25 protein-coding genes and 1 tRNA gene are annotated in these 22207 nt (G+C 62.5%); 18 read left to right on the plus strand and 8 right to left on the minus strand.

Annotated elements, in window-relative coordinates:
• Nucleotides 1-224: 224 nt before the first annotated feature.
• The 5 genes from NKF26_RS04015 to NKF26_RS04035 all read left to right on the plus strand — a co-directional run bounded on the left by NKF26_RS04015 (nucleotide 225) and on the right by NKF26_RS04035 (nucleotide 2282).
• Entirely contained in the window at nucleotides 225-818 is a 594-nt protein-coding gene (locus tag NKF26_RS04015; RefSeq protein WP_253225457.1) for a glycosyltransferase family 2 protein, read from the plus strand.
• Between the two features lie 35 nt (nucleotides 819-853).
• Nucleotides 854-1066, plus strand: coding sequence for a hypothetical protein (locus tag NKF26_RS04020; protein WP_253225458.1), 213 nt, complete (start codon nucleotides 854-856; stop codon nucleotides 1064-1066).
• Between the two features lie 49 nt (nucleotides 1067-1115).
• A complete protein-coding gene (gene trmY, locus NKF26_RS04025; protein WP_253225459.1) occupies nucleotides 1116-1712 on the plus strand; it encodes a tRNA (pseudouridine(54)-N(1))-methyltransferase TrmY in 597 nt (198 codons plus the stop codon).
• Between the two features lie 2 nt (nucleotides 1713-1714).
• Nucleotides 1715-2167, plus strand: coding sequence for a TIGR00725 family protein (locus NKF26_RS04030; RefSeq protein ID WP_253225460.1), 453 nt, complete (start codon nucleotides 1715-1717; stop codon nucleotides 2165-2167).
• A 42-nt stretch (nucleotides 2168-2209) separates the two neighbouring features.
• Nucleotides 2210-2282: transfer RNA gene (locus tag NKF26_RS04035), tRNA-Pro, on the plus strand.
• A 203-nt stretch (nucleotides 2283-2485) separates the two neighbouring features.
• On the opposite strand, the gene NKF26_RS04040 is transcribed toward NKF26_RS04035, so the two are convergent.
• Complete coding sequence (locus NKF26_RS04040; protein WP_253234011.1) at nucleotides 2486-3202, minus strand: class I SAM-dependent methyltransferase; 717 nt, start codon at nucleotides 3200-3202, stop codon at nucleotides 2486-2488.
• Nucleotides 3203-3349: 147 nt separating this feature from the next.
• On the opposite strand from NKF26_RS04040, the gene NKF26_RS04045 reads away from it, so the two are divergent.
• The 3 genes from NKF26_RS04045 to NKF26_RS04055 are packed head-to-tail and all read left to right on the plus strand — an operon-like array spanning nucleotide 3350 to nucleotide 5943.
• On the plus strand, nucleotides 3350-4072 hold the full coding sequence (locus tag NKF26_RS04045; protein WP_253225462.1) for a hypothetical protein: 723 nt from the start codon (nucleotides 3350-3352) through the stop codon (nucleotides 4070-4072).
• A 54-nt stretch (nucleotides 4073-4126) separates the two neighbouring features.
• On the plus strand, nucleotides 4127-4831 hold the full coding sequence (locus NKF26_RS04050; RefSeq protein WP_253234012.1) for an SDR family oxidoreductase: 705 nt from the start codon (nucleotides 4127-4129) through the stop codon (nucleotides 4829-4831).
• Nucleotides 4828-5943: an NAD(P)-dependent alcohol dehydrogenase gene (locus NKF26_RS04055; protein ID WP_253234013.1), complete on the plus strand. Its 1116-nt coding sequence runs from the start codon at nucleotides 4828-4830 to the stop codon at nucleotides 5941-5943. Before NKF26_RS04050 ends, NKF26_RS04055 begins: the two co-directional genes overlap by 4 nt.
• A gap of 51 nt (nucleotides 5944-5994) precedes the next feature.
• Here NKF26_RS04055 and NKF26_RS04060 read toward each other — a convergent pair whose 3' ends face one another.
• Complete coding sequence (locus NKF26_RS04060) at nucleotides 5995-7392, minus strand: hypothetical protein (RefSeq protein ID WP_253234014.1); 1398 nt, start codon at nucleotides 7390-7392, stop codon at nucleotides 5995-5997.
• A gap of 174 nt (nucleotides 7393-7566) precedes the next feature.
• Here NKF26_RS04060 and NKF26_RS04065 point away from each other — a divergent pair, with 174 nt between their 5' ends.
• From NKF26_RS04065 to NKF26_RS04080, 4 genes are all read left to right on the plus strand, one after another.
• Nucleotides 7567-8121, plus strand: coding sequence for an NUDIX domain-containing protein (locus NKF26_RS04065; protein WP_253225466.1), 555 nt, complete (start codon nucleotides 7567-7569; stop codon nucleotides 8119-8121).
• Nucleotides 8122-8360: 239 nt separating this feature from the next.
• The gene (locus NKF26_RS04070) at nucleotides 8361-9788 is read left to right on the plus strand and encodes a BGTF surface domain-containing protein (protein ID WP_253225467.1); all 1428 of its coding nucleotides are present in this window, start codon (nucleotides 8361-8363) and stop codon (nucleotides 9786-9788) included.
• A gap of 67 nt (nucleotides 9789-9855) precedes the next feature.
• Nucleotides 9856-10860 (plus strand): restriction endonuclease, encoded by a 1005-nt coding sequence (locus tag NKF26_RS04075; protein WP_253225468.1) that lies wholly within the window; start codon nucleotides 9856-9858, stop codon nucleotides 10858-10860.
• 90 nt (nucleotides 10861-10950) lie between these two features.
• Nucleotides 10951-12597 (plus strand): GTPBP1 family GTP-binding protein, encoded by a 1647-nt coding sequence (locus NKF26_RS04080; RefSeq protein ID WP_253225469.1) that lies wholly within the window; start codon nucleotides 10951-10953, stop codon nucleotides 12595-12597.
• Between the two features lie 15 nt (nucleotides 12598-12612).
• Here NKF26_RS04080 and NKF26_RS04085 read toward each other — a convergent pair whose 3' ends face one another.
• From NKF26_RS04085 to mch, 4 genes are all read right to left on the minus strand, one after another.
• Nucleotides 12613-13290 (minus strand): HAD family hydrolase, encoded by a 678-nt coding sequence (locus NKF26_RS04085; protein WP_253225470.1) that lies wholly within the window; start codon nucleotides 13288-13290, stop codon nucleotides 12613-12615.
• Between the two features lie 70 nt (nucleotides 13291-13360).
• Complete coding sequence (locus tag NKF26_RS04090) at nucleotides 13361-14149, minus strand: TrkA family potassium uptake protein (protein ID WP_253225471.1); 789 nt, start codon at nucleotides 14147-14149, stop codon at nucleotides 13361-13363.
• A gap of 161 nt (nucleotides 14150-14310) precedes the next feature.
• Nucleotides 14311-14796 (minus strand): hypothetical protein, encoded by a 486-nt coding sequence (locus NKF26_RS04095; RefSeq protein ID WP_253234015.1) that lies wholly within the window; start codon nucleotides 14794-14796, stop codon nucleotides 14311-14313.
• On the minus strand, nucleotides 14793-15725 hold the full coding sequence (gene mch / locus NKF26_RS04100; RefSeq protein ID WP_253234016.1) for a methenyltetrahydromethanopterin cyclohydrolase: 933 nt from the start codon (nucleotides 15723-15725) through the stop codon (nucleotides 14793-14795). The genes NKF26_RS04095 and mch overlap by 4 nt, the downstream gene beginning before the upstream one ends.
• Nucleotides 15726-15853: 128 nt before the next feature.
• Here mch and NKF26_RS04105 point away from each other — a divergent pair, with 128 nt between their 5' ends.
• The 4 genes from NKF26_RS04105 (at nucleotide 15854) to NKF26_RS04120 (ending at nucleotide 18605) form a co-directional block, all read left to right on the plus strand.
• On the plus strand, nucleotides 15854-16294 hold the full coding sequence (locus NKF26_RS04105) for a hypothetical protein (RefSeq protein WP_253234017.1): 441 nt from the start codon (nucleotides 15854-15856) through the stop codon (nucleotides 16292-16294).
• 74 nt (nucleotides 16295-16368) lie between these two features.
• Nucleotides 16369-17658 carry a phosphoribosylamine--glycine ligase gene (purD, locus tag NKF26_RS04110; protein WP_253225475.1) on the plus strand — a complete coding sequence of 430 codons (1290 nt, stop codon included), beginning with the start codon at nucleotides 16369-16371 and terminating at the stop codon, nucleotides 17656-17658.
• Nucleotides 17659-17727: 69 nt separating this feature from the next.
• On the plus strand, nucleotides 17728-18027 hold the full coding sequence (locus NKF26_RS04115) for an ArsR family transcriptional regulator (protein WP_253225476.1): 300 nt from the start codon (nucleotides 17728-17730) through the stop codon (nucleotides 18025-18027).
• A 62-nt stretch (nucleotides 18028-18089) separates the two neighbouring features.
• Nucleotides 18090-18605, plus strand: a complete 516-nt coding sequence (locus NKF26_RS04120; RefSeq protein ID WP_066141628.1) for a DapH/DapD/GlmU-related protein — start codon at nucleotides 18090-18092, stop codon at nucleotides 18603-18605.
• A gap of 8 nt (nucleotides 18606-18613) precedes the next feature.
• Here the strand turns inward: NKF26_RS04120 and thiI are convergent, their stop codons facing one another.
• Together thiI and NKF26_RS04130 are read right to left on the minus strand one after the other, a co-directional pair.
• On the minus strand, nucleotides 18614-19783 hold the full coding sequence (gene thiI / locus NKF26_RS04125; protein ID WP_253225478.1) for a tRNA uracil 4-sulfurtransferase ThiI: 1170 nt from the start codon (nucleotides 19781-19783) through the stop codon (nucleotides 18614-18616).
• A gap of 86 nt (nucleotides 19784-19869) precedes the next feature.
• On the minus strand, nucleotides 19870-20499 hold the full coding sequence (locus NKF26_RS04130; protein WP_253234018.1) for an RNA ligase partner protein: 630 nt from the start codon (nucleotides 20497-20499) through the stop codon (nucleotides 19870-19872).
• Between the two features lie 454 nt (nucleotides 20500-20953).
• Between NKF26_RS04130 and NKF26_RS04135 the strand changes: the two genes are divergently transcribed.
• A complete protein-coding gene (locus NKF26_RS04135) occupies nucleotides 20954-21334 on the plus strand; it encodes a translation initiation factor IF-5A (RefSeq protein ID WP_066141637.1) in 381 nt (126 codons plus the stop codon).
• Entirely contained in the window at nucleotides 21335-22150 is an 816-nt protein-coding gene (gene speB, locus NKF26_RS04140) for an agmatinase (protein WP_253234019.1), read from the plus strand.
• The last annotated feature ends 57 nt before the right edge of the window (nucleotides 22151-22207 follow it).

The raw sequence follows: 22207 nt of genomic DNA on the forward strand, positions 1-22207 counted from the left end.
AAATGAATAAAATATGTGACGATGGTGTCCCATGGGAACCCGTCCCGCGGAAGATTTATTCCTTGCCCGTTTAGAATGCAACGTCGTGTCGGCAGTATTGTACGTTGTGCATATGGGGAACCGAAGGGGCTATATGCATGCTAACGCAGTGTGACGATATGCCTTCCGAGCCGCCGTTTATCTCTGTTATCATTCCGGTCTACAACGACCCGAGGGGCATTCGCATGACGCTCGATGCCGTCATCGACCAGACGTATCCAAAAGCGGCGTACGAAGTGTTGGCCGTGGACAACGGCTCCACGGACGACACGCGGGATGTCATCAGGAGTTACGAAGAGCAGTATCCCGATCTCGTACAGCTGCTTGTCGAAGACGAGGTGCAGGGTCCCGCCGCGGCCCGTAACACGGGAGTCGCCGAGTCCGAGGGGTCCCTCCTCGCGTTCATCGACGCCGACATGACCGTCGAGGAAACGTGGCTCGAACACGCCATCGCGTCGATGGAATCCAACGATTGGGACTACATGGGTTGTAACGTCGAAATCTACGTCGAAGACGGAAAGGACACCCTCACCGCGAAGTACAACCAGATCTTCGGTTTTCCTATCCAGAAGTATATCGAGGAACAGCAGTTCTCGGGAACGGGCTGTCTATTTACCCGACGTGAAGTGTTCGACGAAGTCGGCAACTTGACGAGCGTCTGTTCTCCGGCGAGGACCAGGAGTTCGGCAACCGGGTGTACGACGCCGGATTCGGTCAGCACTACCAGCCCGCGATCACGATGTATCACCCCGCTCGCTCGTCGCTCACGTCGCTCCTGAAAAAGCACTTCCGACTGGGTCGTGGCCGAGCACAGATGCAACGCTACCACCCGAGCCGCGTCAAGAAGCCGAGCGTTCTCAACCCGCGAAACTATCTCCCCCCACATCCGATTCGATTCTACAAGAGCGTGACAGAGGTGGCGACGCTGACGTGGACCGAAGTGATTCTCCTGTTTTTCATCGCCTATATGAAGCGGCTCACCTCGACTGCGGGCTGGGCCTACGAACACTTCGGCGAGGGCGACTGATCGCGCCCGCGTTCAGAAGCGACTTACACCCCCCGAGACGACTATCCGTATGCGACAGTTCATCGTTCTCGGTCACGACGCCCCGACGACGCCCGACTTCTCGCTGGACGACTTGGCGGGCGCAGCAGGGCGACTCGACGCCCTCTGTCGGTGTGTCAACAGCGCGTTTTTCCTCTCGCACGACTTTCGAAGCGACGTTCGATGCTTCCTCGTCCTCCAGGACGAACTGACGATTCGCTTCGAGGGGAGCGAACTCCGCCGACTCAACCCCGACGAGCGAAGCACGGCGGCGCTCGTCCGCAAAGCGCTGGAGGCGAAGGGGGAAGCCATCGGTCACATGGAAGCCGAGAGCACGCCCGGCGTGTTCATCTCGAAGCGCGACTTCGGAACCATCCTCTCCGAGGCGAGTCGGAATTCCACCGTCGTCGAACTCCACGAAGAGGGAACGCCCGTCGTCGACCTCGAACCGCCGGAGAACCCGCTGTTCGTGCTCTCTGATCACGGCGACTTCACGGACGAGGAGGCGGAACTGCTGGCCGACGAGTCCGACGAACGGGTTCGACTCGGTCCGGAACTCCTCCACGGGGACCACGCGATGACGGTCGCACACAACTATCTCGACACGCGGGGGTACACGGAGTACTGACCATGCGGGTCAGCGTTATCGGCGGCGGAACCGTCACCGAGACGGAAGCGGAACTGGCGGTGGAAGTCGGCCGATTGCTCGCCGAGCGGGACCACACCGTCGTCTGTGGCGGTCTCGGCGGCGTCATGGAGGCCGTCTGTCGCGGCGCACAGGTTGCGGGTGGACGGACGGTCGGAATCCTGCCGGGGACCGACCGCGACGCGGCGAATCCGTACGTCGACGTGGCCATCGCGACCGGACTGGGTCACGGACGGAACTCTCTCGTGGTGATGAACGGCGATGCGGTCATCGCCATCGACGGCGGGTCGGGGACGCTCTCCGAACTCGGTTTCGCGGGCGTGTTCGACCGGCCGACCGCCGGGTTGACGACCCACGACGCGCCGAACGTTCACCCGGTCGACACCCCCACGGAGGCCGTCGAATACGTCGAGGAAGAAGCGGCGGAGATATCCTGACTTCGGAAGCGTTAAAGGTACCCCTCGCCATCTTCAGAATGCGGGCCGGTGGGGTAGCCTGGTATCCTTCGGCCTTCGGGTGGCCGTAACCGCGATTCGAATTCGCGCCGGCCCATTTCTACCCCTCATTCTACGTTGTTGAGCGGTGCGTTTCGGCTTGTTGCGAGGTGCGAATTTGAGCAGACGAGGCACGCGCAACGAAGTGAGCATGTCTCGGCGAGTTCGAATTCGCGCCGGCCCACTACCTTTCCCGCATTCTCAAAACGACGAGCGGAGCATTTTGCATGCGCTTACACACGATTTCCGCCGAACCGTGTTCTACCGTTTCGACGCTCGAATACACACGAACGTCGGTCGCTTCAGCCGCTTTTCGTACGATTCCGGCTTTTTCCCCTCGAACGTCGCCGTCGGAGTGGGTTCGACCAGTTCGTCCAGTTGGAAGCCGGTTTCGAGGAGAGGATTGATGATTTCCGAAAACGGTCGGTGATAGAACGGGACGTCGACGTCTCCACCATTACTCGTCCACGTCATTCGCTCCCGTTCGGTTTCGAAGTAGTTCACGCCCTCGTACGCGAGGTAGTCGTCGAGCGGATGATGGGCCGAAAACGCGAGGAACCCTCCCGGTCGGAGGAGGCGGGAAAACTCCGCGAACGGTCGCCGCCAGTCCTCCACATAATGGAGGGAAAGACCGCTGACGACGCCGTCGAACGCGTCGTCGTCCGCGACGTCGAGCGGCCGTTCCATGTCCGCTCGGAGAACGGTCGCCCGGTCACCGATGCGCTCTCTCGCCCCGTCGACCATCTTCTCACTCGTATCGAAAGCGACGACGTCCGCTCCGTGGTCGAGCAACCACTCCGAGTATCGACCGTAGCCGCACCCCGCATCGAGGATCCGTTTTCCGTCCACCTCCGGAACGAGGTCTACCATCGCGGGAAATTCCAAATCCGAACAGTAGGGGTCGTCTTCGTGCTCCCTGTACGCTTCCGCCAGTTCATCGTAGGCGTCCTCCGCGATGGGTCTGTCGTCGGGTGACATGGACACGATTGTCTGTCGGTTCCTACGGTAACAGTTCCGATTCATATCCATTCGTGCTCACACGTCGTCGAGTGACGCCGACGAGCGGAGCGGTTCGAATCACCGAGTCACCACCGTTATCCCCCTCCCATTCCTAGCTCCATCAACATGACCGAGGGAGTCGATTTCGACGTCGCAAGTGCAGAGGAGATCGCGGGACAGCGGGACGAAGTCGTTGCCGCGGTCACGGACCACGCGGGCACGGTCGCGCGCGAACTCGCGTTGCTTCAGGGAGGGGACTACGGCCAAGAGACGTTCAAGACGAACGCCGGGAAGTGGACGCTGAAGTACGAAGCGGGTACGGTTCAGTACCTTCGGTTCAAAGGGAAAGCGGGCGGCGAAACCTACGTCGTCTCGTCCCAGCAACCGCCGGACCCGGACGAACTCGCCACGGCGATGCGGGACTACGACGCGTTCGTCCGGGCGTACAACGAATTCGTTCGATCGAAGGAAGGCGTGCTGGACGACGTGGAAACCGACTTTCCCGCAGTCGAATCGACCGACACGATCGTCTCCGAACGGGACCGCGTCGTCGGACGGATTCGGGAAGTTACGGACGTGATGGCCGGTGAACTCCACCGCTACGATGGGGTAGACTACGGGACGTTCACGGCCCGCGTCAACGGCAAGCGCTGGGAGTTGAAACGCGAGGAGAGCAGGGCGTCGTACCTCCGCGTGGGCGGTCAGGGCGGCACGTATCTCGTCTCGCAGTACGAACCGCCCTCCGCGCCGGACGTGCGTGAACTGGCCGACGACTTCCGTGATTTCGTCGCGGAGTTCAACGAGTACGTGGACGAGTTGGAAGCCGACCTCGGGCACGTCACCCTCTAACCCGTTTTACACCGCTTCCCCAAGGGACAAAGTCGTCCGCGACGACTCTCCGGCATGGATTCCGAAACCGTTGCGATCGTCACCGCCGCCGGGCGGGGTATCGGCGAAGCGTGCGCTCGAAGGCTCGCGGACGATGGCTACACGCCAGTCCTCCTCTCGAAATCCGGTGCGGCGGTCGATGTGGCCGAGGACCTCGGCGGCGTCGGATTCGAGGGCTCGGTGACCGATCCGGACGACCTCGATGCACTGGTAACGGCCGCAACGGAGCGCTACGGTCGTATCGACGCGCTCGTGAACAACACGGGCCATCCGGCGACCGGCGACCTCCTCGACATCTCGGACGAGGAGTGGCACGACGGGGTGGACCTCGTCCTCCTGAACGCGGTTCGAACCGCGCGGCTCGTCACGCCGGTCATGCGCGAGGAGGGCGGCGGTGCGATCGTGAACATCTCGACCTTTTCGGCGTTCGAACCGAGCACCGAGTTTCCGGTCTCCTCGGTGCTCCGCGCCGCGCTCGGGAGTTTCACGAAGCTCTACGCGGACCGCTTTGCCAGCGACGACATCCGCATGAACGCCGTGCTTCCGGGCTTCGTGGACAGCTACGAGGTTGACGACGAGATGCGAGCGAAAATTCCGATGGGACGACCCGCGAAGACCGAAGAGATCGCGGATACCGTCGCGTATCTGGTCTCTCCAGCGGCGAGCTACGTGACCGGGCAGAACGTCCGCGTCGATGGCGGACTGACGGGATCGGTATGAAGGAACGGCAGGTGAAAGCGGCCGTCGTAACGGAGCAATCCGACGGATTCCACATCGAGGAACTCTCCATCGACGAACCGAGAGCGGGTGAGGTACTGGTTCGAATCGTCGCGACCGGCGTCTGTCCTGCGGACATCGCCGTCCGCGACGGTGGGTTCGGAACGTCGGTCCCAGCGGTTCCCGGGCACGAAGGCGCAGGGGTGGTCGAAGCAGTCGGTGACGACGTGACGAGCATCACGCCCGGCGATCACGTGGTGTTGAGCTACGATACCGACGGGACCTGTCGAAACTGTGCGGAAGGTAACCCGGCCTACTGTTCGGCGTTCGCCCGGTACAACTTCGATGGCGTTCGCGGCTCGGACGGGTCCTCCCCGCTCCGCCGGAATGGGGAAAACGTCGGGTTGTTCTTCGGCCAGTCCTCGTTCTCGACTCACTCGATCGCCAACGAGCGCCAGATCGTTCGGGTTCCGGACGACGTTCCGCTCGAACTGCTCGGTCCCCTCGGGTGCGGCATCCAGACCGGATGTGGCGCAGTGATGAACTCGCTCGACCCGAACGCGGGCACGTCGATCGCTATCTTCGGCGTCGGTGCTGTCGGCCTGAGCGCCGTGATGGGCGCGGTCGTGTCCGGTTGTACGACCGTCGTCGCCGTGGACTTGCTCGAAGAGCGACTCGAACTGGCCAACCGTCTCGGCGCGACCCACACTATCGACGCCGGGAGCACGGACGATCTCTCCGGAGAAATTCGATCGATCACCGACGGCGGCGTCGATAACACCTTGGACACGACCTCCGTTCCATCGGTCGTTCGGGCCGCCGTGGACGCGACGCGCGTACCGGGGACCTGTGGACTCCTCGGTGGCGCGCCGACCGAACCGGACCCGAACCTCGATATGGGTCGAATTTTGAGCGGTCGAGCGATTCGCGGCATCTCGCAGGGCGATTCGATTCCACAGGTATTCATCCCCCGACTCATCGATCTCTACCGCCAAGGTCGGTTTCCGTTCGACGAACTCGTGGAATTCTACGACTTCGAGGACGTCAACCGGGCAGCCGAGGATTTGGAGGCGGGGCGGACGATCAAACCAGTACTCCGAATCGGTGAGGTCTGATCGAGCGTTCGGGTCGTGACGAATCCCCGCGTGGAGTCCTTCCGCGACGACTCACTCGGTGTCGTTCCCGCCGCTCGTTCCGCCTCCGCTCGCCGTTCCGCTGCCACCTGCCGTTCCGCTGCCACCTACCGTTCCGCCTCCGGTGTCCGGCGCGTCAGGCGAGTCGCTCGGCGTGCTCTCCGCCGGCGTACTCGACTCCCGTGACGTACTGGTCTCCCCGCCGGTCTCCCGCTGTCGGGTTGTCGTCGGGTTGGCAGTTTCCCGTCGTGTCGTCCCTCGTTTCGTTTGGGTCTTTGTTTCGGTCGTCGTCTCCGTTGTCGCCGTTTCCGTCTCGGTTGTCGTCGCCTCCTGCTTGAGCTTTCGATCACACGCCTTCGTATTCGGGTTTCGCTTCGAAATCGTCGCCTTCCCGTTCCCCGACTCGTAGGCGGTGATGTTCACGACGACGAATCCCGACTCGCCGACGTCACCGACGTTCGAACGGTCGATCCGCGTTCGACCGCTCACCGGTCCGATTTCGCTGTACGACGTGGCGATCCCCGACGAGTCGTACCACGAACTGTTGATGGTCACTCGCTCGAACTTCCCAGTCACCACCGCCTTCTCACAGCCGAGGAACTCGATACGTGCCGACTGCTTCCCCGACTTCTCGTTCGATTCCCGTTTACCCTTCCCACCCGATTCGTTGCCGGTCCGCGACCGGTGTCCCTTCGCCTTCCGACACCACGGCCCGGCGTACGGATTGTCCGCCGTGAACTTCGCGGGTTGCCCCGGGTACTCCAACTTTCGCGTGTCGAGGCTCACCGAGTCGATGGCGAACGGATACGGGTCGTGTGCCGCCGCCGGATGAAGGATGGTCGTTCCACTGATCGGCCCCGGAAACAACACGTTCGTCCCGAGACCCGTCTCGTCCCAGAAACTCGTGTTCATTTCGACGCCCCGGAAGGACCCTTTCACTCGCGCAGTGTTGCAGTCGAGAAACTCTATGGGCGTGTTCGCGGCGGGTGCATCGCCGAGTTCGTCCGGACGGACCCGACGACCGTTGAGATAGATTTTGACCTCGTTCTGCCGCTTGGCCGACAGCGAAACCCGAAATCGAGTGATTCGTCCGGTAAATCGATAGGCGTCCCCGCCTCCGGCTATCGCGCCGCTGGCGTGTTGCCCCCGGTTCGAAATACGGTCTTCCCCGTCGATGGTGACGAATCGGTCGGCGATGGGCGCGCCATCGCCGCTTCCACTCTTCCGGAGACGACCGCTCACCGAGAATTCGTATTCGATGACCGCTTTCGGACTTCCGCCGAAAATGACTAGGTGATTGATGGTATTCCCCCTCGTCGCATTCGTTCCCTCCGCTTTCGTCGGTCGCGTCGTATCGACCATTCCCGACACCCCGACCACACTGGCCGACGCTGCAAGTACCCCTCGTCGGCTGATCCGCTTCGTGTTCATGAATCCCGGATGGAATCCGACGCCATCACGAATAAAGCACGGTAACCGTTCTGTCGGTAGTTCGGCGGCAACGGTAGCCTACCGGCCCGACGGTCGACTGTCGAACGCTATCGTTCGCTTCGACGGCGTTCGGAAGACCGGTGTGTCTTTGTTCCCGCCCGAGACAGACTGCATATGGCATCCGACAAGGACCCGCTCGCGTGGGAGACGGTCGATTCAGACGTTGCCTACCACTGTCCGGGGTTCGACGTTCGAAACGAGAACGTCCGCCTGCCGGACGGCACCGAGACGGACTTCGATTACATCACGGAACCCGAAAGCGTGGTCGTCCTCCCGTTCACCGAGGACGGCGACGTGGTGATCATCGAGGAGTGGCGACAGGCCGTGTCGCGGGTCTCCCGCGGACTCCCAGTCGGCGGCGTCGAACCCGACGACGACGACCTTGCGGCCGCCGCCCGACGCGAACTGATCGAGGAAACCGGCTACGAAACCGACCGCGTCAGTCACCTCACGACCGTCGAACCCGCAAACGGCTACGCCGACAGCGTCCACCACTACTTCGTCGCCTACGACTGCACCCCGACCGGCGAACAGGACCTCGACCACAACGAGAGTATTCGGTCCGCCACGACGACCATGGACGAACTGCGGGAGGAAATCGCGGAGGACGGCGTGTACGACGGGCGGACCGTACTCGGCGTGCTCTACTACGACAGTTTCAGCGAGTAGACGCGTTTACGACTGAACGACTGGTCTACGTAGCGCTCGACTCCCCGAACACTACGAATTGCTGACGGTTCCTGATTATCACGCGCGGTACTGACGGACGAATTTATTACGGATGATTCATAACACATCTAGTACTAAACAATGACGACACTATCTCCACCGGCCATCAGGTCCCAAATGTGCCGGGATCTTGTGTTTCGACACAAGTTCACAAAATCATGCGGAGGGTTTGTCACTTGATGGCGACTCGAAGCGCCGCGTCACTGGTGGTCGTCGCCGTCCTCCTCTGTACGCTCGCCGTTGGACCGTTTTCGTCGGGTATCGCGGACGGACAGAGCGCCACTTTCGTCAACAACTCACCCACTAACGACCGTGGTGACGTGATTCCGATCACCGTCCACACGGATCACGGAGGAACCGTGAACATCGGATCAACGGCTAACGGCTTCTGGGTGCAGGTGAACGTCACGAGCGGGACGACGACGCTCGACCTCAACACGTACCGAGCGGCCGACCCGAACCGCACCGTGACGGTCGGTAAGGGGGGAATCAAGGGAACGCCGAACGTGCGGATTCCATCGGAAAAGGGACCGCTGCAATCCGGCGTGTACGACATGAACGTCACGGTCGATGGCGTCACGCAGGACATGGGTTCGTTCACGGTGAAAAAGCACACGTTGGGGGCGGCACGCACTGGGGTCCTTCCCGAAAAGACGGACGTGTCGGAGTTCGAAACGGCGGACGACCTGCGCGCGTCGGTCTCCCGGACCGAGAACGGGACGGTTGCGAAGGACGATCAACTCGTCCTCGCCGTCAACGTCTCCGGCATGTCCGGGTTCCTCGACAAGTCCATGCTCGACGGGAGCGGCGAGGACGTTCGGGTTCACTTCCGTGAGACGAACGCGAAGCGAAACACCGTCGCGAACGAGTTCGACGGTGACGAGGCGAAACGGCTGTTGATAGACGACGAAAACGACGTTCTGTATCTGATGCTCGGCACCGACGCACACGGAATCGAGGCCGGTGACAGCTACGAGGCCACGTTCGAGATCGGGGAAGACAACCCCTTGGTCGCCCACACGGAGACGGCGAGCACGAACTTCACCGTCGAAAAACGCCGCGTCTCGCTCGACCACTCGGGCGACGTGTTGGTGGTGGACGGCAAGACGAAAGTCGGCGGGACGACGAATCTCGCGCCGGGAACGACGATAAACATCTCCGCCCACGACAAGGGTTCCGGGGCGTTCTTCTGGCCGAAGACGGCGACGGTCACGGAAGACCGAACGTTCGGAGCGACGTTCGATTTCAGCGGGTTGGAATCGGGACGGACGTTCACGGTCGAACTCCGCGATCAGGAACAAACCCTCCCGGGTGTCGTCGCGTCCAGTTCGGAGAAGTCGACCACGACGACTACGACTACGACGACCGCCACCGCCACGACCATCACGACCACTACCAGCACGACGACGACCACGATTACCACGACGAATACATCCACGGCTACGACGACTACGACGACCACGGAAACCGTCCCACCGGTTACGACCCAGCAGTCAATCACTGCCCAGTCGGTGTCGAAGGACGGTCTGCCGGGATTCGGAATCCCGGTTGCGCTCGTGGCACTCGCGGCGGCGGCCGTTCTCGTCGTTCGCCGGGCACAGGGGTGAATATGTACGATAGTTTTTATACTATGATTGACCATATCAGCACAAACCAGGTGTCCCTCCCCAGACCATGATACGACAGATACCACAGTCCGCGTTTCCCGATTTCGTCGCGACTCTCTGGCGGAAACAGGGGTGGACGACGACGGTGAAAGAGAAGTCCGAAAAGACGTTCGTCGCCCTCCAGCGGGAGGGCGCGGAAGGACTCATCTGGGCCACGCCGCGAACGGGGGACGGCGTCAGCGGGCAGGAACTCCAGCAGTTCGTCAAGATCTGCCAGCAGTACGGCGTCAACGAGGGTGCCGTCGTCACTCCGGGAACGTTCACCGAGGACGCGGAGAAAATCGGCTCGCAGGCGGGCATCCAGTTGGTCGATGGCGAGAAACTACGGACCATCGTCGAAGCGCGCGAACTCCACGACCTCGTCGAGCAGTTCGCCGACGGCGACGCGACTGGGGCGGACGAATCGGGTGACACGGATGGAATCGGCCCACTCCCGATTTCGCTTCCCGACTCCCTCCCGATTCCGGACGCGTTTTCTCGAAAGATGGTCGCTGGCGTCGTCGTCGCGGTCCTCGCTATCGCGCTCGCCGCCGTCGTCGCCCCGACGATTCTCGGTACTGGCGGTCACGTCGCGACCGACGACGGGTGGAACGTCTCCGCGGACTCGACGGCGACCCCGAACGCGGCGAACCCGCTCGAAGTCCGCTGGAACGCGAAACGCGTCCCGAAGGTGAACCCGAAGACAGGGGACGACGGCGTGTACAAAGCGAGGGACGGGAAACGGTTCCTTCTCGTTTCGATGAACGTCACGAACGACGGCGACGATACCGTCGGCCTGCAATCGCAGAATTTCGCCGTTCGCTCGAACGGGTCGCTGCTGGGCGCACAGACGCTCACGAACACGACCGGCCACTCCGGCGTACTCGAATCGGGTGACTCCACGACCGTGTGGTACGTCTTTTCCATCGACGAGGACGTGCCAAGCGCGACGATCGTCACGAGCGGTCGGATGCGTCGCAGTAACGTCCCCGTCCGGTTCGTGCGCGACAAATCCGTCGAAGCGAACGTCTAAATACAACTCCCGAGCCGTCCGTACCGATTCGGTGTAAACCGACCCCTAACGCGGGCAACCCTTTTGACCTATCATCCCTAATTCGCCTCCATGAGCGCCGACCGCGCCGCCTTACAGCGCGCTCTCGACCGGGGAGAGCAGGAAGGTGGCAGCGTGGAGTTCAAGGAACGACTCACGAGGGAGATCCACCTCGCCCACGGGCGAATGGAAAGTCTCGCTGCACAACTACGCCACCGTGTCCTCTCCGGGGACGGCGAAGCGACGTACGTCGTCGGCGTCACCGACGACGGCGGGCTAGCGGGCATCAAACCGGACGTGTTCTCCGAAACGATGGACGTGCTCTCCTTGCTCGCCGAGGAAGCGGGGGCACACATCGAGGACGTCCAGACGTGGGGTATCGACGCCGACGAGACCAGCATCCGCGCTTCGACGCGAAACGGGAGCGGCGGACTGGTCGGCGTCGCCACCATCCGCGAAGGTGCCGTCCTCGACATCGACAGCGAACACATCGTCGTTGGCACGGCGGGCCACGTGGACCACGGGAAGAGCACGCTCGTCGGGAGTCTCGTCACCGGTCAAGCCGACGACGGCGAGGGCGAGACGCGCGGTTACCTCGACGTCCAACCGCACGAGGTACAGCGCGGCCTCAGTGCGGACCTCTCCTATGCAGTGTACGGCTTCGACGATGACGACGGGCCGGTTCGCATGGACAATCCGCATCGGAAAACCGACCGCGCTCGCGTGGTCGAGGAGAGCGACCGTCTCGTCTCCTTCGTGGACACCGTCGGCCACGAACCGTGGCTTCGGACCACGATTCGCGGCCTCGTCGGCCAGAAACTCGACTACGGCCTGTTGACCGTCGCGGCCGACGACGGCCCGACGAAGACGACACGCGAGCACCTCGGTATCCTGCTGGCGACCGAACTTCCGACCATCGTCGCCATCACGAAGATCGACGCCGTGAGCGAGGAGCGAGCGACGGAGGTCGAGGCCGAAGTCGAACAACTCCTCCGCGAAGTGGGGAAGGTACCGCTCCGCGTCGAACGCCACGGCATCGACGTCGCCATCGAGGAGGTAAACGAGAACGTCGTCCCGATCCTGATGACCAGCGCGGTCACGATGGAAGGACTCGACGCGCTCGATACGATGTTCGAGCGACTGCCGAAGACGACGGCCGACAGCGGCGAGTTCAAGATGTACATCGACCGCAGTTACAGCGTGACCGGCGTCGGTGCGGTCGCCAGCGGTACCATCAACTCCGGATCGGTCGAGGCGGGTGACGAACTCCTCCTCGGTCCCATGGCCGACGGGAACTTCCGAACCGTCGAAGTCCGCTCCATCGAGATGCACTATCACCGCGTGGACGAGGCCAAGGCGGGCCGGATCGTCGGTATCGCACTGAAAGGGGTCAGAGAGCCCGAAATCGAACGCGGAATGGTGTTGCTCCCGGCGAACGCCGACCTGAAACCCGTCCGGGAGTTCGAGGCCGAGGTGATGGTGCTCAACCACCCCACCCGCATCGGCACCGGATACGAACCCGTCGTCCATCTCGAAACCATCAGCGAAACCGCCGTCTTCGAACCTGAGGGTGGCCATCTCCTCCCGGGCGATAAAGGGATAACGACGGTTCGATTCAAGTTCCGTCCGTACCTCGTGGAGGAAGGCCAGCGCTTCGTCTTCCGCGAGGGGCAGAGCAAGGGCGTCGGGACCGTGACCGACGTGCATCCGGTCGAATAGCGGTACTTCGTTTTGCTACGGTTCCAGCCACGGTCGTTCTTTGAGCGGATGCAGCGTCTCGAACGCGAAGTCCGGGGTCGGGTCGGGCGTCTCGTCCGGGTCGGCCGGAACCCACACCGCGCCGAGTCCCGCGGCTTTCGCGCCGGGAACGTCGGTGTCGAGCGAGTTACCGACGTGCAGGGCGCGTTCGGGCGTGGCATCGAGTTCGGAGAGCGCACGTTCGAACGGTTCGGGGTTCGGTTTCGCCGGTGCGTCGTGGCCCGCGAACACGACGGTGTCCACGTACCGTTCGACGCCGAGCGCGGCCATCTTCGCCCGTTGCATCTCCGGCGCGCCGTTCGTGACGATTCCCAGCGCGTGCTCTCCTGAAAGCGCTTCGAGCGTTTCGGACGCGCCGGGGAGAAATCGGACTCGGGAGTGGTCTCGAATCTCGGCGAACGCGGCCGCAACCGCACGTCCGGTATCCTCGTCGTAGCCGTTCTCCCGTGCAATCGCCGCGAAGCAGTTCTCTCGTTGGTCGTCCACGCTTACCCCCGATTCGAGGAACTCGTCGTAACGGGCGTGATACGCCGGAATGTCGAAAAACGAATCGACACCGACGCGGTCGAACGACGCCGCGAGGACGTCCCACGAGCGCTGTTCGTACTCCAGCAGGGTGTCGTCCAAGTCGAAGAGGAGGGTATCGATCGTCATTCCCGATACGTACGCGACGAGTGAATAAAAGCGACCATGTCGGGCCGCTCGTGAATCCGCGTGAACGGGGCTACGAAACCCGTCTTTCCGCTCGTTGTGGGTGTGAGAGGGCCATCGACACCTGCTCGCCGCTCACCACTTCGGGGATGATGACCTCGTCCGCTCCGGCCTGCCGGGCGAGCGATTCGTACGTCGCATCACCCGCGCGGACGATGAGTTTCGCTCCCGGTGCGAGTTGGGTGGTGGCGATGATGATCTGGATGTTGACGTTCGAGTCGTCTATCGCGCCGATGACCGTCTCCGCCCGCGACACACCGGCGTCGGCCAGAACCTGCTCGTGCCGTGCATCGCCTTCGACGGCGAGAAAGCCGTCGTCTATCGCTTTCCGATGCCCCGTCTCCTTCGTCTCGATGACGACCACATCGCGTCCCGACTCGTCGAGTTGGGCCGCGATGGTCTTTCCGAACGTTCCGTAGCCACAGATGACGACGTGGTTTTCGAGGTTTTCGATTTCGTGCTGAATTTGCATGTGTCGTAGTTCTTCGTGTATTTGTCCGCCGAACGCCGCCGAAACGAACGTTTCACCGATCCAGAGTCCGACGACGACCAGACCGGTGAATATCACGATGGCGTACGCCTTGACCAGCGTCGCGGGGCCCTCGTGCGTTTGGAAGTGGAGTTCGATGCTCGTCGGGTCGATGAGCCAGAACAACGCGTCCACGACCCCGACGCCGTGAACCGTGCTGAACCCGACGACCCCCGCCACGACGAGGAACACGAACGCCGCGACCGGCCGTAACAGTCGGCGGACGAGGGTCCTCCGAATGAACGCACCGAGGGGGAGGGGGACTGAAGTCATCGGACTCGTCGGTTGTGAATTTCCTCATGGTCGAGTTCTCCTCGCAATTTGTGCTTGATTGATTCATTAGTCACAGATTGTTTGGCCACTTGGAAACCTATAACGCTGTTTATACCCGGAATTGTATTTTATAACGGCAATTAAACTGTATAATGACGCGACTACGCTCGAACGTAGCCGCCGTTCGTTCGCTCCGCGAGTCCCAACAGCACCGCCCAATCGAGCACGTTGCCGACGCGCTCTCGCGCCACCGCTTCGACTCTCGAATCCCCATCCCGTCCCCGCGATGGAACCGTCTCGCTGAACGCCTCGAAAACGGCGTCCGCTTCGAGCGGATCTTCGTCGAACAGGATACCCAGCACGGTCGAAGCGCCGTAGACGCGGGCTTGGAACGATTCGGCCAGTTCGTTCCGTTCCGGTTCGCGGCGACGACGAACGAACGTCCCATCTTCGGTCTCCTCGGCCAGTTCCAGCGCCCGCAGGAACGTGAGCCACGTTCCTGCGGCGTCCCGGTTTTCGACCCCTGCCCGTCGCATCACTCGCGCACAGCAGTCGTCCGTCACGTCGGGCACCAGCGGGAGGGCACGCTGGACGTCCCGAACGAAGTCGAGGTTCTCGGGCGCTTCGGGGACGGGCTTGAACTTCACAGGTCGAAGCTACGTTTCAGGAGGTCATCGTTCGTCTCCCCGAGGACGTGCGTCGGCCCGTCCACGACGTTCACCGTCACCTGCGCCGGGGCGAAGACGCTCTCCGGAATCTCCTCGAAGTCCCAGTCGGCGTCATCGAAGAACGTCTCGAACGGCGTGCCGTACTCGTCGCTCGCGGTCGACGGCAGTTCGTCGAACCGGTCGAACTCCTCCTCCACGGTGAGGTGGACTTTCCCGCCGTAGGCCAGCGCGTCGTTCGTGCGCCCGATGGCCGTCGCCTCGTCGTGGCTGATCGGCGCAACCGGGGCGGAGCCCATCGCGGAGCGAATCGCAAGCGGATCGTAGCCGAGTTCCGTCAGGCGGAAGACGGCGAGTTCGGCGGCCCGCGACGCCACCGAGACGCTTCCAACCATGCTCCCGGTTGCGAACGTCGGGAGGTAGACGGAGTTGGCGTCCACCTCGGCGAGGTCGGCGACGTGTTCCGCGACTTCCTCGGTCGGCGGCGTGTCGGATTCGACGGCGAGGACGGCGAAGTCGAACGCGTCCGTGTAGCCGACGCGGCGGTACTCGTCCTCCTCCGCGACCAGCGCGCGTGCGGGGCCGCTCCCGAGTCCTTCGAACCCGTCCACGGCGAGTTCCCACCCGGCCTTCTGCGAGCAGAGTAGGGCGATTGCGGGATGGTCCGTCGAGAGTTCGACGGTTGGTATCGGCACGCCCGCCACGTCGCCCATCCGGCTCTGTATCGTCGCCAATCCGGCCGTCTGGAGTTCGGCGAGCAGAAGCCCGGCCTCCATTCCACCGGCGGTTTCGACCCCGAAATCGAGCACGGTGGCCTCGTTTTCCAGTTCGTACGCGGCGACGTTCAACTCGTCCGCGAAGTCGATGGCCTCGTCCACGAGTTCGAGCGCCATCCGATTGAGACTCTCCATACCTCCGGGTTGGTGGTCATCCGGTAAACAATTCCGGATTCGGACGTTGCGGAGACGTGTTGGCATGATGAGTTCGACCGTTCGACCATTCCAACGACTCATGCGTGTCGCTAGCGTACATCACTCACATGTCCGAAACAGGCATCGACGAGACGTTCGCGGAGGAGATCGCAGTGACCTGTCGGACGGGGATCGGGGACACGCTGCGGAGCGTGATCCACTTCACGCCGAGCTCGTCCGAACTGCTGTATCTTCGGAGCGACCTGTACGGCGGGGACCGTGAGATGGCCATGGAACGTACATCCGTTTTGGTGGCGAACGAACGGCTTGGATTCAGCACACACGAGACGTACCAGCGGCTCGAAGAGGAGGGATCCGCACCGGATATCGGCGAGTACGAGCTAACGATCCGCGCGTTCTCGGACGGATTCGTCAGTCGCGTCATCGTGGGCGACCACGGCATCCTGCTGACGAGCGACAACCTCCCAATTGCGGATTTCGAGGACGTGGCGGTGTCGCTCCGCACGGAACTGACTGAGCGCGTCGAGGAGAGTGATGGAAACGGCTGAAATGACCACAAATTTGCATACTTCCGTGGTTGCCAACGGCAACCTTTACACCGCTGTGCCCACATCGTGGCGGTATGAGTGACACCGTACTGCTGGTGGGTGGTGGCGGCCGAGAACACGCGATCGCCCGATCGCTGGCCGAGAGCGACGCAAGCCTCTACGCCTGTGCAGGCAACCGGAATCCGGGAATCGCCCGGTTGGCCGACGGTTTCGAGACGCTGGACACGACGAACACGACGGCTGTCGTCTCCTACGCGGAGGAAGTCGACGCGACGCTCGCCGTGGTCGGACCCGAGGGACCGCTGGCCGCAGGGGTTTCGGACGCGCTGGACGACGCCGGAATCTACGCCTTCGGTCCGCACGCCGACGAGGCACGAATCGAGACGGACAAGGCGTTCCAGCGGCGGTTCATGGAGGAGCGCGATATTCCGGGCTGTCCGGACTTCGAGACCTTCGACGACATGGAGGCGGCCTGCGAGTTCATCGACGAGTACGACGGCGACCTCGCGGTGAAACCCGCCGGACTGACGGGCGGCAAGGGTGTGAAAGTCATCGGCGACCAAGTGACCGAGGAGGAAGCGAAGGAGTATCTGCGGGACAGCGACTACGAGCGCGTGGTGCTCGAAGAGCGACTCGTCGGCGAGGAGTTCACGGTGCAGGCGCTCGTGGCGAACGGCCAACTGCGCGTGACGCCCGCGATTCAGGACCACAAGCGCGCCTACGAGGGTGACGAAGGGCCGAACACGGGCGGCATGGGCAGTTACAGCGATGCCGGTCTCGAACTCCCGTTCATGTCCGAGGAGGACTACCACGAGGCCGTCGACGTGCTGAAGGAAACCGTCGCGGCCTTGGACGACTACCGCGGCGTGCTCTACGGTCAGTTCATGCTCACTGCCGACGGCGTGAAGGTCATCGAGTTCAACGCCCGGTTCGGCGACCCCGAGGCGATGAACACCCTGCCCGTCCTCGCGACGGACTTCCTCGACGTGCTCGTCGCCGCACGCGACGACGAGGATCTGCCCACACTCACCTTCGAGTCGAAGGCGACCGTCTGCAAGTATGCGGTTCCTGACGGCTATCCGACCGACCCTGAAGCCGGTGCGAAAGTCAAGATCAGCGAGGAGAACGCGGGCGACGCCATCCTCTTCTACGCCAGCGTGGACGAACGCGACGACGGGATTTACACCACGACGTCCCGCTCGTTCGCCGTCGTCGGTCTCGGAGAGTCCATCGAAGAAGCCGAGGAAATCGCCGAGGAGGCGCTTTCCGTCGCTGGCGAAGAGGGTCTCCACATGCGACACGACATCGGGACGGCCGACCTCGTCCAGCGCCGGATCGACCACGTACAGGAACTCCGTAACTGAACGGTACGCACCGGCTACCGGTTCGTCAGTCGGCCTATAATCAAGTCCGTTCATCCTGATGAAAACGGTATGGAACGGCAACTCACGTGTGACGAGATCTTTGATGTCCTCGGAAATAGCCAGCGCCGACACGTCCTCTCCGCGCTGTTGGAGTACGACGAGGCGACGACCGTCTCGGAACTCGCAGAGATGGCGGGGTCGGAAAACGGCGGCAATCCCGAACGGATCGAAATCGGCTTGGTCCACTCCCATCTCCCGCGTCTCGAAGGGATGGGTATCGTGGAGTACAACCCCGAAACCGGCATGGTCGAACCGACCACCGCCGTCACCGACCTCGAACCGTTTTTCGAACTGGTCGAGAGTTGGTAGCGCGCGAAACGAGAGACCAGCGGAGAGGTAGGTTCAAGCTATTTCGGACGAAAGCGGCGGGCGTGAGCGACGATACGACCCGGCGCCACGAGCGAATCACGCGCCACGAAACCCCCGGTGGCCTGAACTCCTTGCAGTACTGGGCGGACGCCCGGAGTCCACTTCGGGTTGCGATACAGTACATCGTCATCTGGCTCGTGCGTATCAACCCGAGCCTACGACTGAAAAACTGGCTCCTACGCGGAATCGGCGTCACGATCGGCCGTGGCGTGTCGTGGGGGTTGGAATCGACGCCCGACGTGTTCTGGCCGGACCTCATCACCGTCGAGGACCACGCCATCATCGGCTACGACGCGACCATCCTCTGTCACGAGTTTTTGCAGGACGAGTATCGAACCGGCGAAGTCGTCATCGGCGAGCGCGCCATGATCGGCGCGAACGCGACCATCCTCCCCGGCGTCGAAATAGGCGACAACGCACGGGTCGCCGCCAACTCGCTCGTGACGCGGGACGTCCCCCCGGGAGCCACCGTCGCTGGCGTCCCCGCGACCGAGATGTCGAGCGACGACTCCGACTGACGCGGTACTTACAACTCGACGATTTCGACGTTCTCCGCCGCTTCCTTCGCCAGTTCGTACAACCCGTCAGGCTCCGCGTTGTCCACGATTTCGTGGGTCGCGTTGGTCTCGGGGTAATCGGGCGCGAGACGGTTACAGCCCGCCGGAATCGTGGATTCGGTGAAGGTGTCGATGCGGCGGGCGCGGGCGACGATGTCGCTCTTGTCCATCGTCAGGAGCGGACGGTGGACGGGCATGCTGGTCGAGGTGCTCACGACGCCCAGGTTTCGGGCCGTCTGGCTGGACTTCTGCCCGATGGCTTCGCCGGTGACGATGCCGTGGGCGGACTCCTCGTTGGCGATGTGCTCGGCCACGCGGTACATGAACCGCCGGAAGACGAGCATGCGGGCGGGACCGACCTCCTCGCCGAGGAGGTTCATGGCTTCGCCTGCGGGAACCTTCCGGACGCGCATGTCCTGGTTGGGGGCGTATCTGGCGAGCTTTCGGACGGTTTCGATGGCCCGGGCTTGGTGGTCGATGCCGCCGTAGTCCCCCAAATCGAGGTAGATGGGGACGATGGGACTGCCGCGCTTCATCACTTCCCACGTCGCCACGGGGGAATCGATGCCGCCGCTGACGAGCGAGACGAGTTTCGTCTGGGTGCCGAGCGGGAGGCCGCCGGGGCCGTCGCGCTTTTCCAGGAAGACGAAGGCGTCCGAGTCGCGCACTTCGACGAAGAACGTGATGTCGGGATCATCCAGATCGACTTCCGGGTCCTCCACGGCGTTCCAGACCGCCGTACCGCCCTCCCGTTCGAGTTCCGTGCTGGTGAACGGGTGGTCCTTGGTGGCCCGTCGGGCGCGGACAGCGAAGGTGCCGCCGTCGTACTGCTCGCGTGCCGCGTTGGCCAGCGTCTCCTCGATGACCTCCTGTTCCGGCGAGACGACCACGGCGGGGCTGGCGGACTGTACACCAAAGGTGTCCGCTGCGGCGGTCGTCGCCTCCTCGACGTTAGCTTCGGTCGTGTGGACCAGTAGGCGCGACCAGCGTCGCTCGACTTCGGCGTCGATATCCCTCGTTTCGAGTATCGCGGCGATGTTGTCCCGAAGCCGCTTTTCCATCTCGGTCTGCACTTTCCCACTCTTCACGCCCACGTCACCGTGCCGGACGAGGACGGTGTCGGCTCCCGACGGATGCATAGCCGGGCATAACAGTGGGCCGGATAAACGACTGTCGAAGGCGTATGGGGCGTCGATGTCGCCGGACACGGCCGCTGTTCCCCTTTTCACACACGTTCGCTGGCGTCGAGATACGAATCGAGTAACGCTGGGAAGTCCCTGCCACGAAGGTATCGCAGGCCGAAATCCTCGGCCCAATTGACGATGCCCGTGTCCTCGGTGACGACGCCCGCATCGAGTTCTCGGGCGAGGATGAGCAGGTCGAAATCCTCGCGGGAGTCCAGGACGCCACGACGGAGGGTCGAGCGGTACTGGCTACGCAGGTCGGAGATGACGGACCCGACGTTGGTGTGACCGTCCTCGGACGCCTCGCGGACGGCGTTTTCGGAGACGCGTAGCCCTTTGTCCACGCGCCCGCTCATCTCGTCGATGAACCGGTAGACGAGTTCGGCGGGGATCATCACCTCGAAGCGGGCGGGATTCTTCTTGATGACCCACGTTTCGAGCTTCGAGACGGTCGTTTCGGACACGTCGCGCTCTTCGAGGATGCTGGTGAGTTCGTCGTGGACGGACGGCGGCATGTAACAGGAGATGTTGAGCACGAGTTTCGCGGTGGCGATGGAGTCGAGGAGACGGTCGAGTGCGTCTTCCAATCCCTCGTCTTCGTCGCGGATTTCCTCCGAGAGGAAGAGTGACGTATCGAGGACGAACCGCTGTTTCAGCGGATGTTCCGGCATGAATGGCGATACGCGTGAGAGGGCAAAAACACTTCCATGTCATTTGTTCACGTGTATCATGGCAGAACTTCTGAACAAGGTTCATAACGATAGATGACCAAGGTACAAATGTCGCTGGGACCACGGGAACACACCGGATGGCCCACGTCGATAAGACGTAGACGCGGAGCAAACACCAAGTCGTCGGTCAAACGACAACGAGGTCAACGCTCCGACGGAAAACCGAAGCGATGCAAAAATCGTCCGGAAGGACGGTCGTGAAGACCAAGTAACGGACGGCGTGAAAACGGCGTTCGTGAAACTGACGAGAGTCAGCCACGGTCGTATGCGTCGTGGAAAACGTTTCCCATCCGGGTTCTAATCGTGGTTCCTGCGCGTTTCTCGTACTTATAACCTCCCGAGCCAGCGCGCCATTTCCAAACGGTTTATACCGGAGGGAGCGCAATTCCGCGATATGGCGAAAGAGCAAAAGGAAGTCCGCGAACTCAAGGAAGGCAACTACCTGATGATGGACGATGCGGCGTGTGTTATCAAGTCCTACAGCACCGCAAAACCCGGTAAACACGGAAGCGCGAAGGCCCGTATCGAGGGCAAAGGCGTCTTCGACGACAAGAAACGAAGCATGAGCCAGCCAGTCGACGCGAAGATCTGGGTCCCGATCATCAACCGCAAACAGGGACAGGTCGTCAACGTCGAGAGCGAAACCGTCGCACAGGTCATGGACCTCGACACCTACGAGACCATCACCATCAAGACGCCCGAGGGAATGGGACTGTCGCCCGACGACACCATCGAATACCTCGAGATGGACGAACAACGCAAGATCGAACGCTAAATGTTTCCCGGCGCGTCTACTGACCGCGGACGAGCGGACTTCGTGGTGGTGGGTGCGCCGCTCGACGTATCCACCTCATTTCAGCCCGGTACACGGTTCGGTCCCGACGAAATCCGAAAGTACGCCCGAACCTTCGACGATTACGACCATCGAACCGGGCAGTTCTTTTCCGAACTCAACGTTCACGACCACGGCGACGTGTACGCGTGGGACGATGCAGAGGAGTATCTGGAGTACCTCGAAGGCGTCGTCACCGACGTCGTCTGGGACGACGCGTGCCCGTTGCTTCTCGGTGGCGAACACACCATCACGGGGGCGGGTGTCAGCGCCACCGAGCCAAACGTGTTCGTCTGCCTCGACGCCCACCTCGACTTGCGTGAGGAGTACGACGGCAATCCCCTCAGTCACGCGACCGTCACTCGCCGCGTCCTCGACACCGTCGACGAGGCCGTGATCATCGGCGCTCGAACCGGTAGCGAGGACGAATGGGAGCGCGCTACGAAATCGGACGTGACCGTCGTCCCGCCCGAGGAGGCGGCCGACTGGAAACCGGATTTCGACGAGGACGATAGCACGTACCTCAGCGTGGACATCGACGGTGCCGACCCCGCGTTCGCACCCGGCACCGGTACGATGGAACCGTTCGGTCTGTCCTCACGGGAGATGCGCGACGTCGTCCGCGCCGTCGCGGAAACGACGGACGTCGTCGGTTTCGACGTCGTCGAGGTCAACGACCGGGACGACGGCCAGGCCGCGACGCTCGGCGGAAAATTATTGCGGGAGTTCGTGTTTTCGGCGGCGAAGAGCGGCAACTAACGGACCTTTCTTTTCCCAAAAAGCGAGACTGAGGCGCAGTTAGAGCGCTCGCCGTAC

The sequence above is a fragment of the Haladaptatus sp. AB618 genome (genome assembly GCF_024136965.1).
In the GTDB taxonomy this organism is placed as follows: Archaea; Halobacteriota; Halobacteria; order Halobacteriales; family Haladaptataceae; genus Haladaptatus.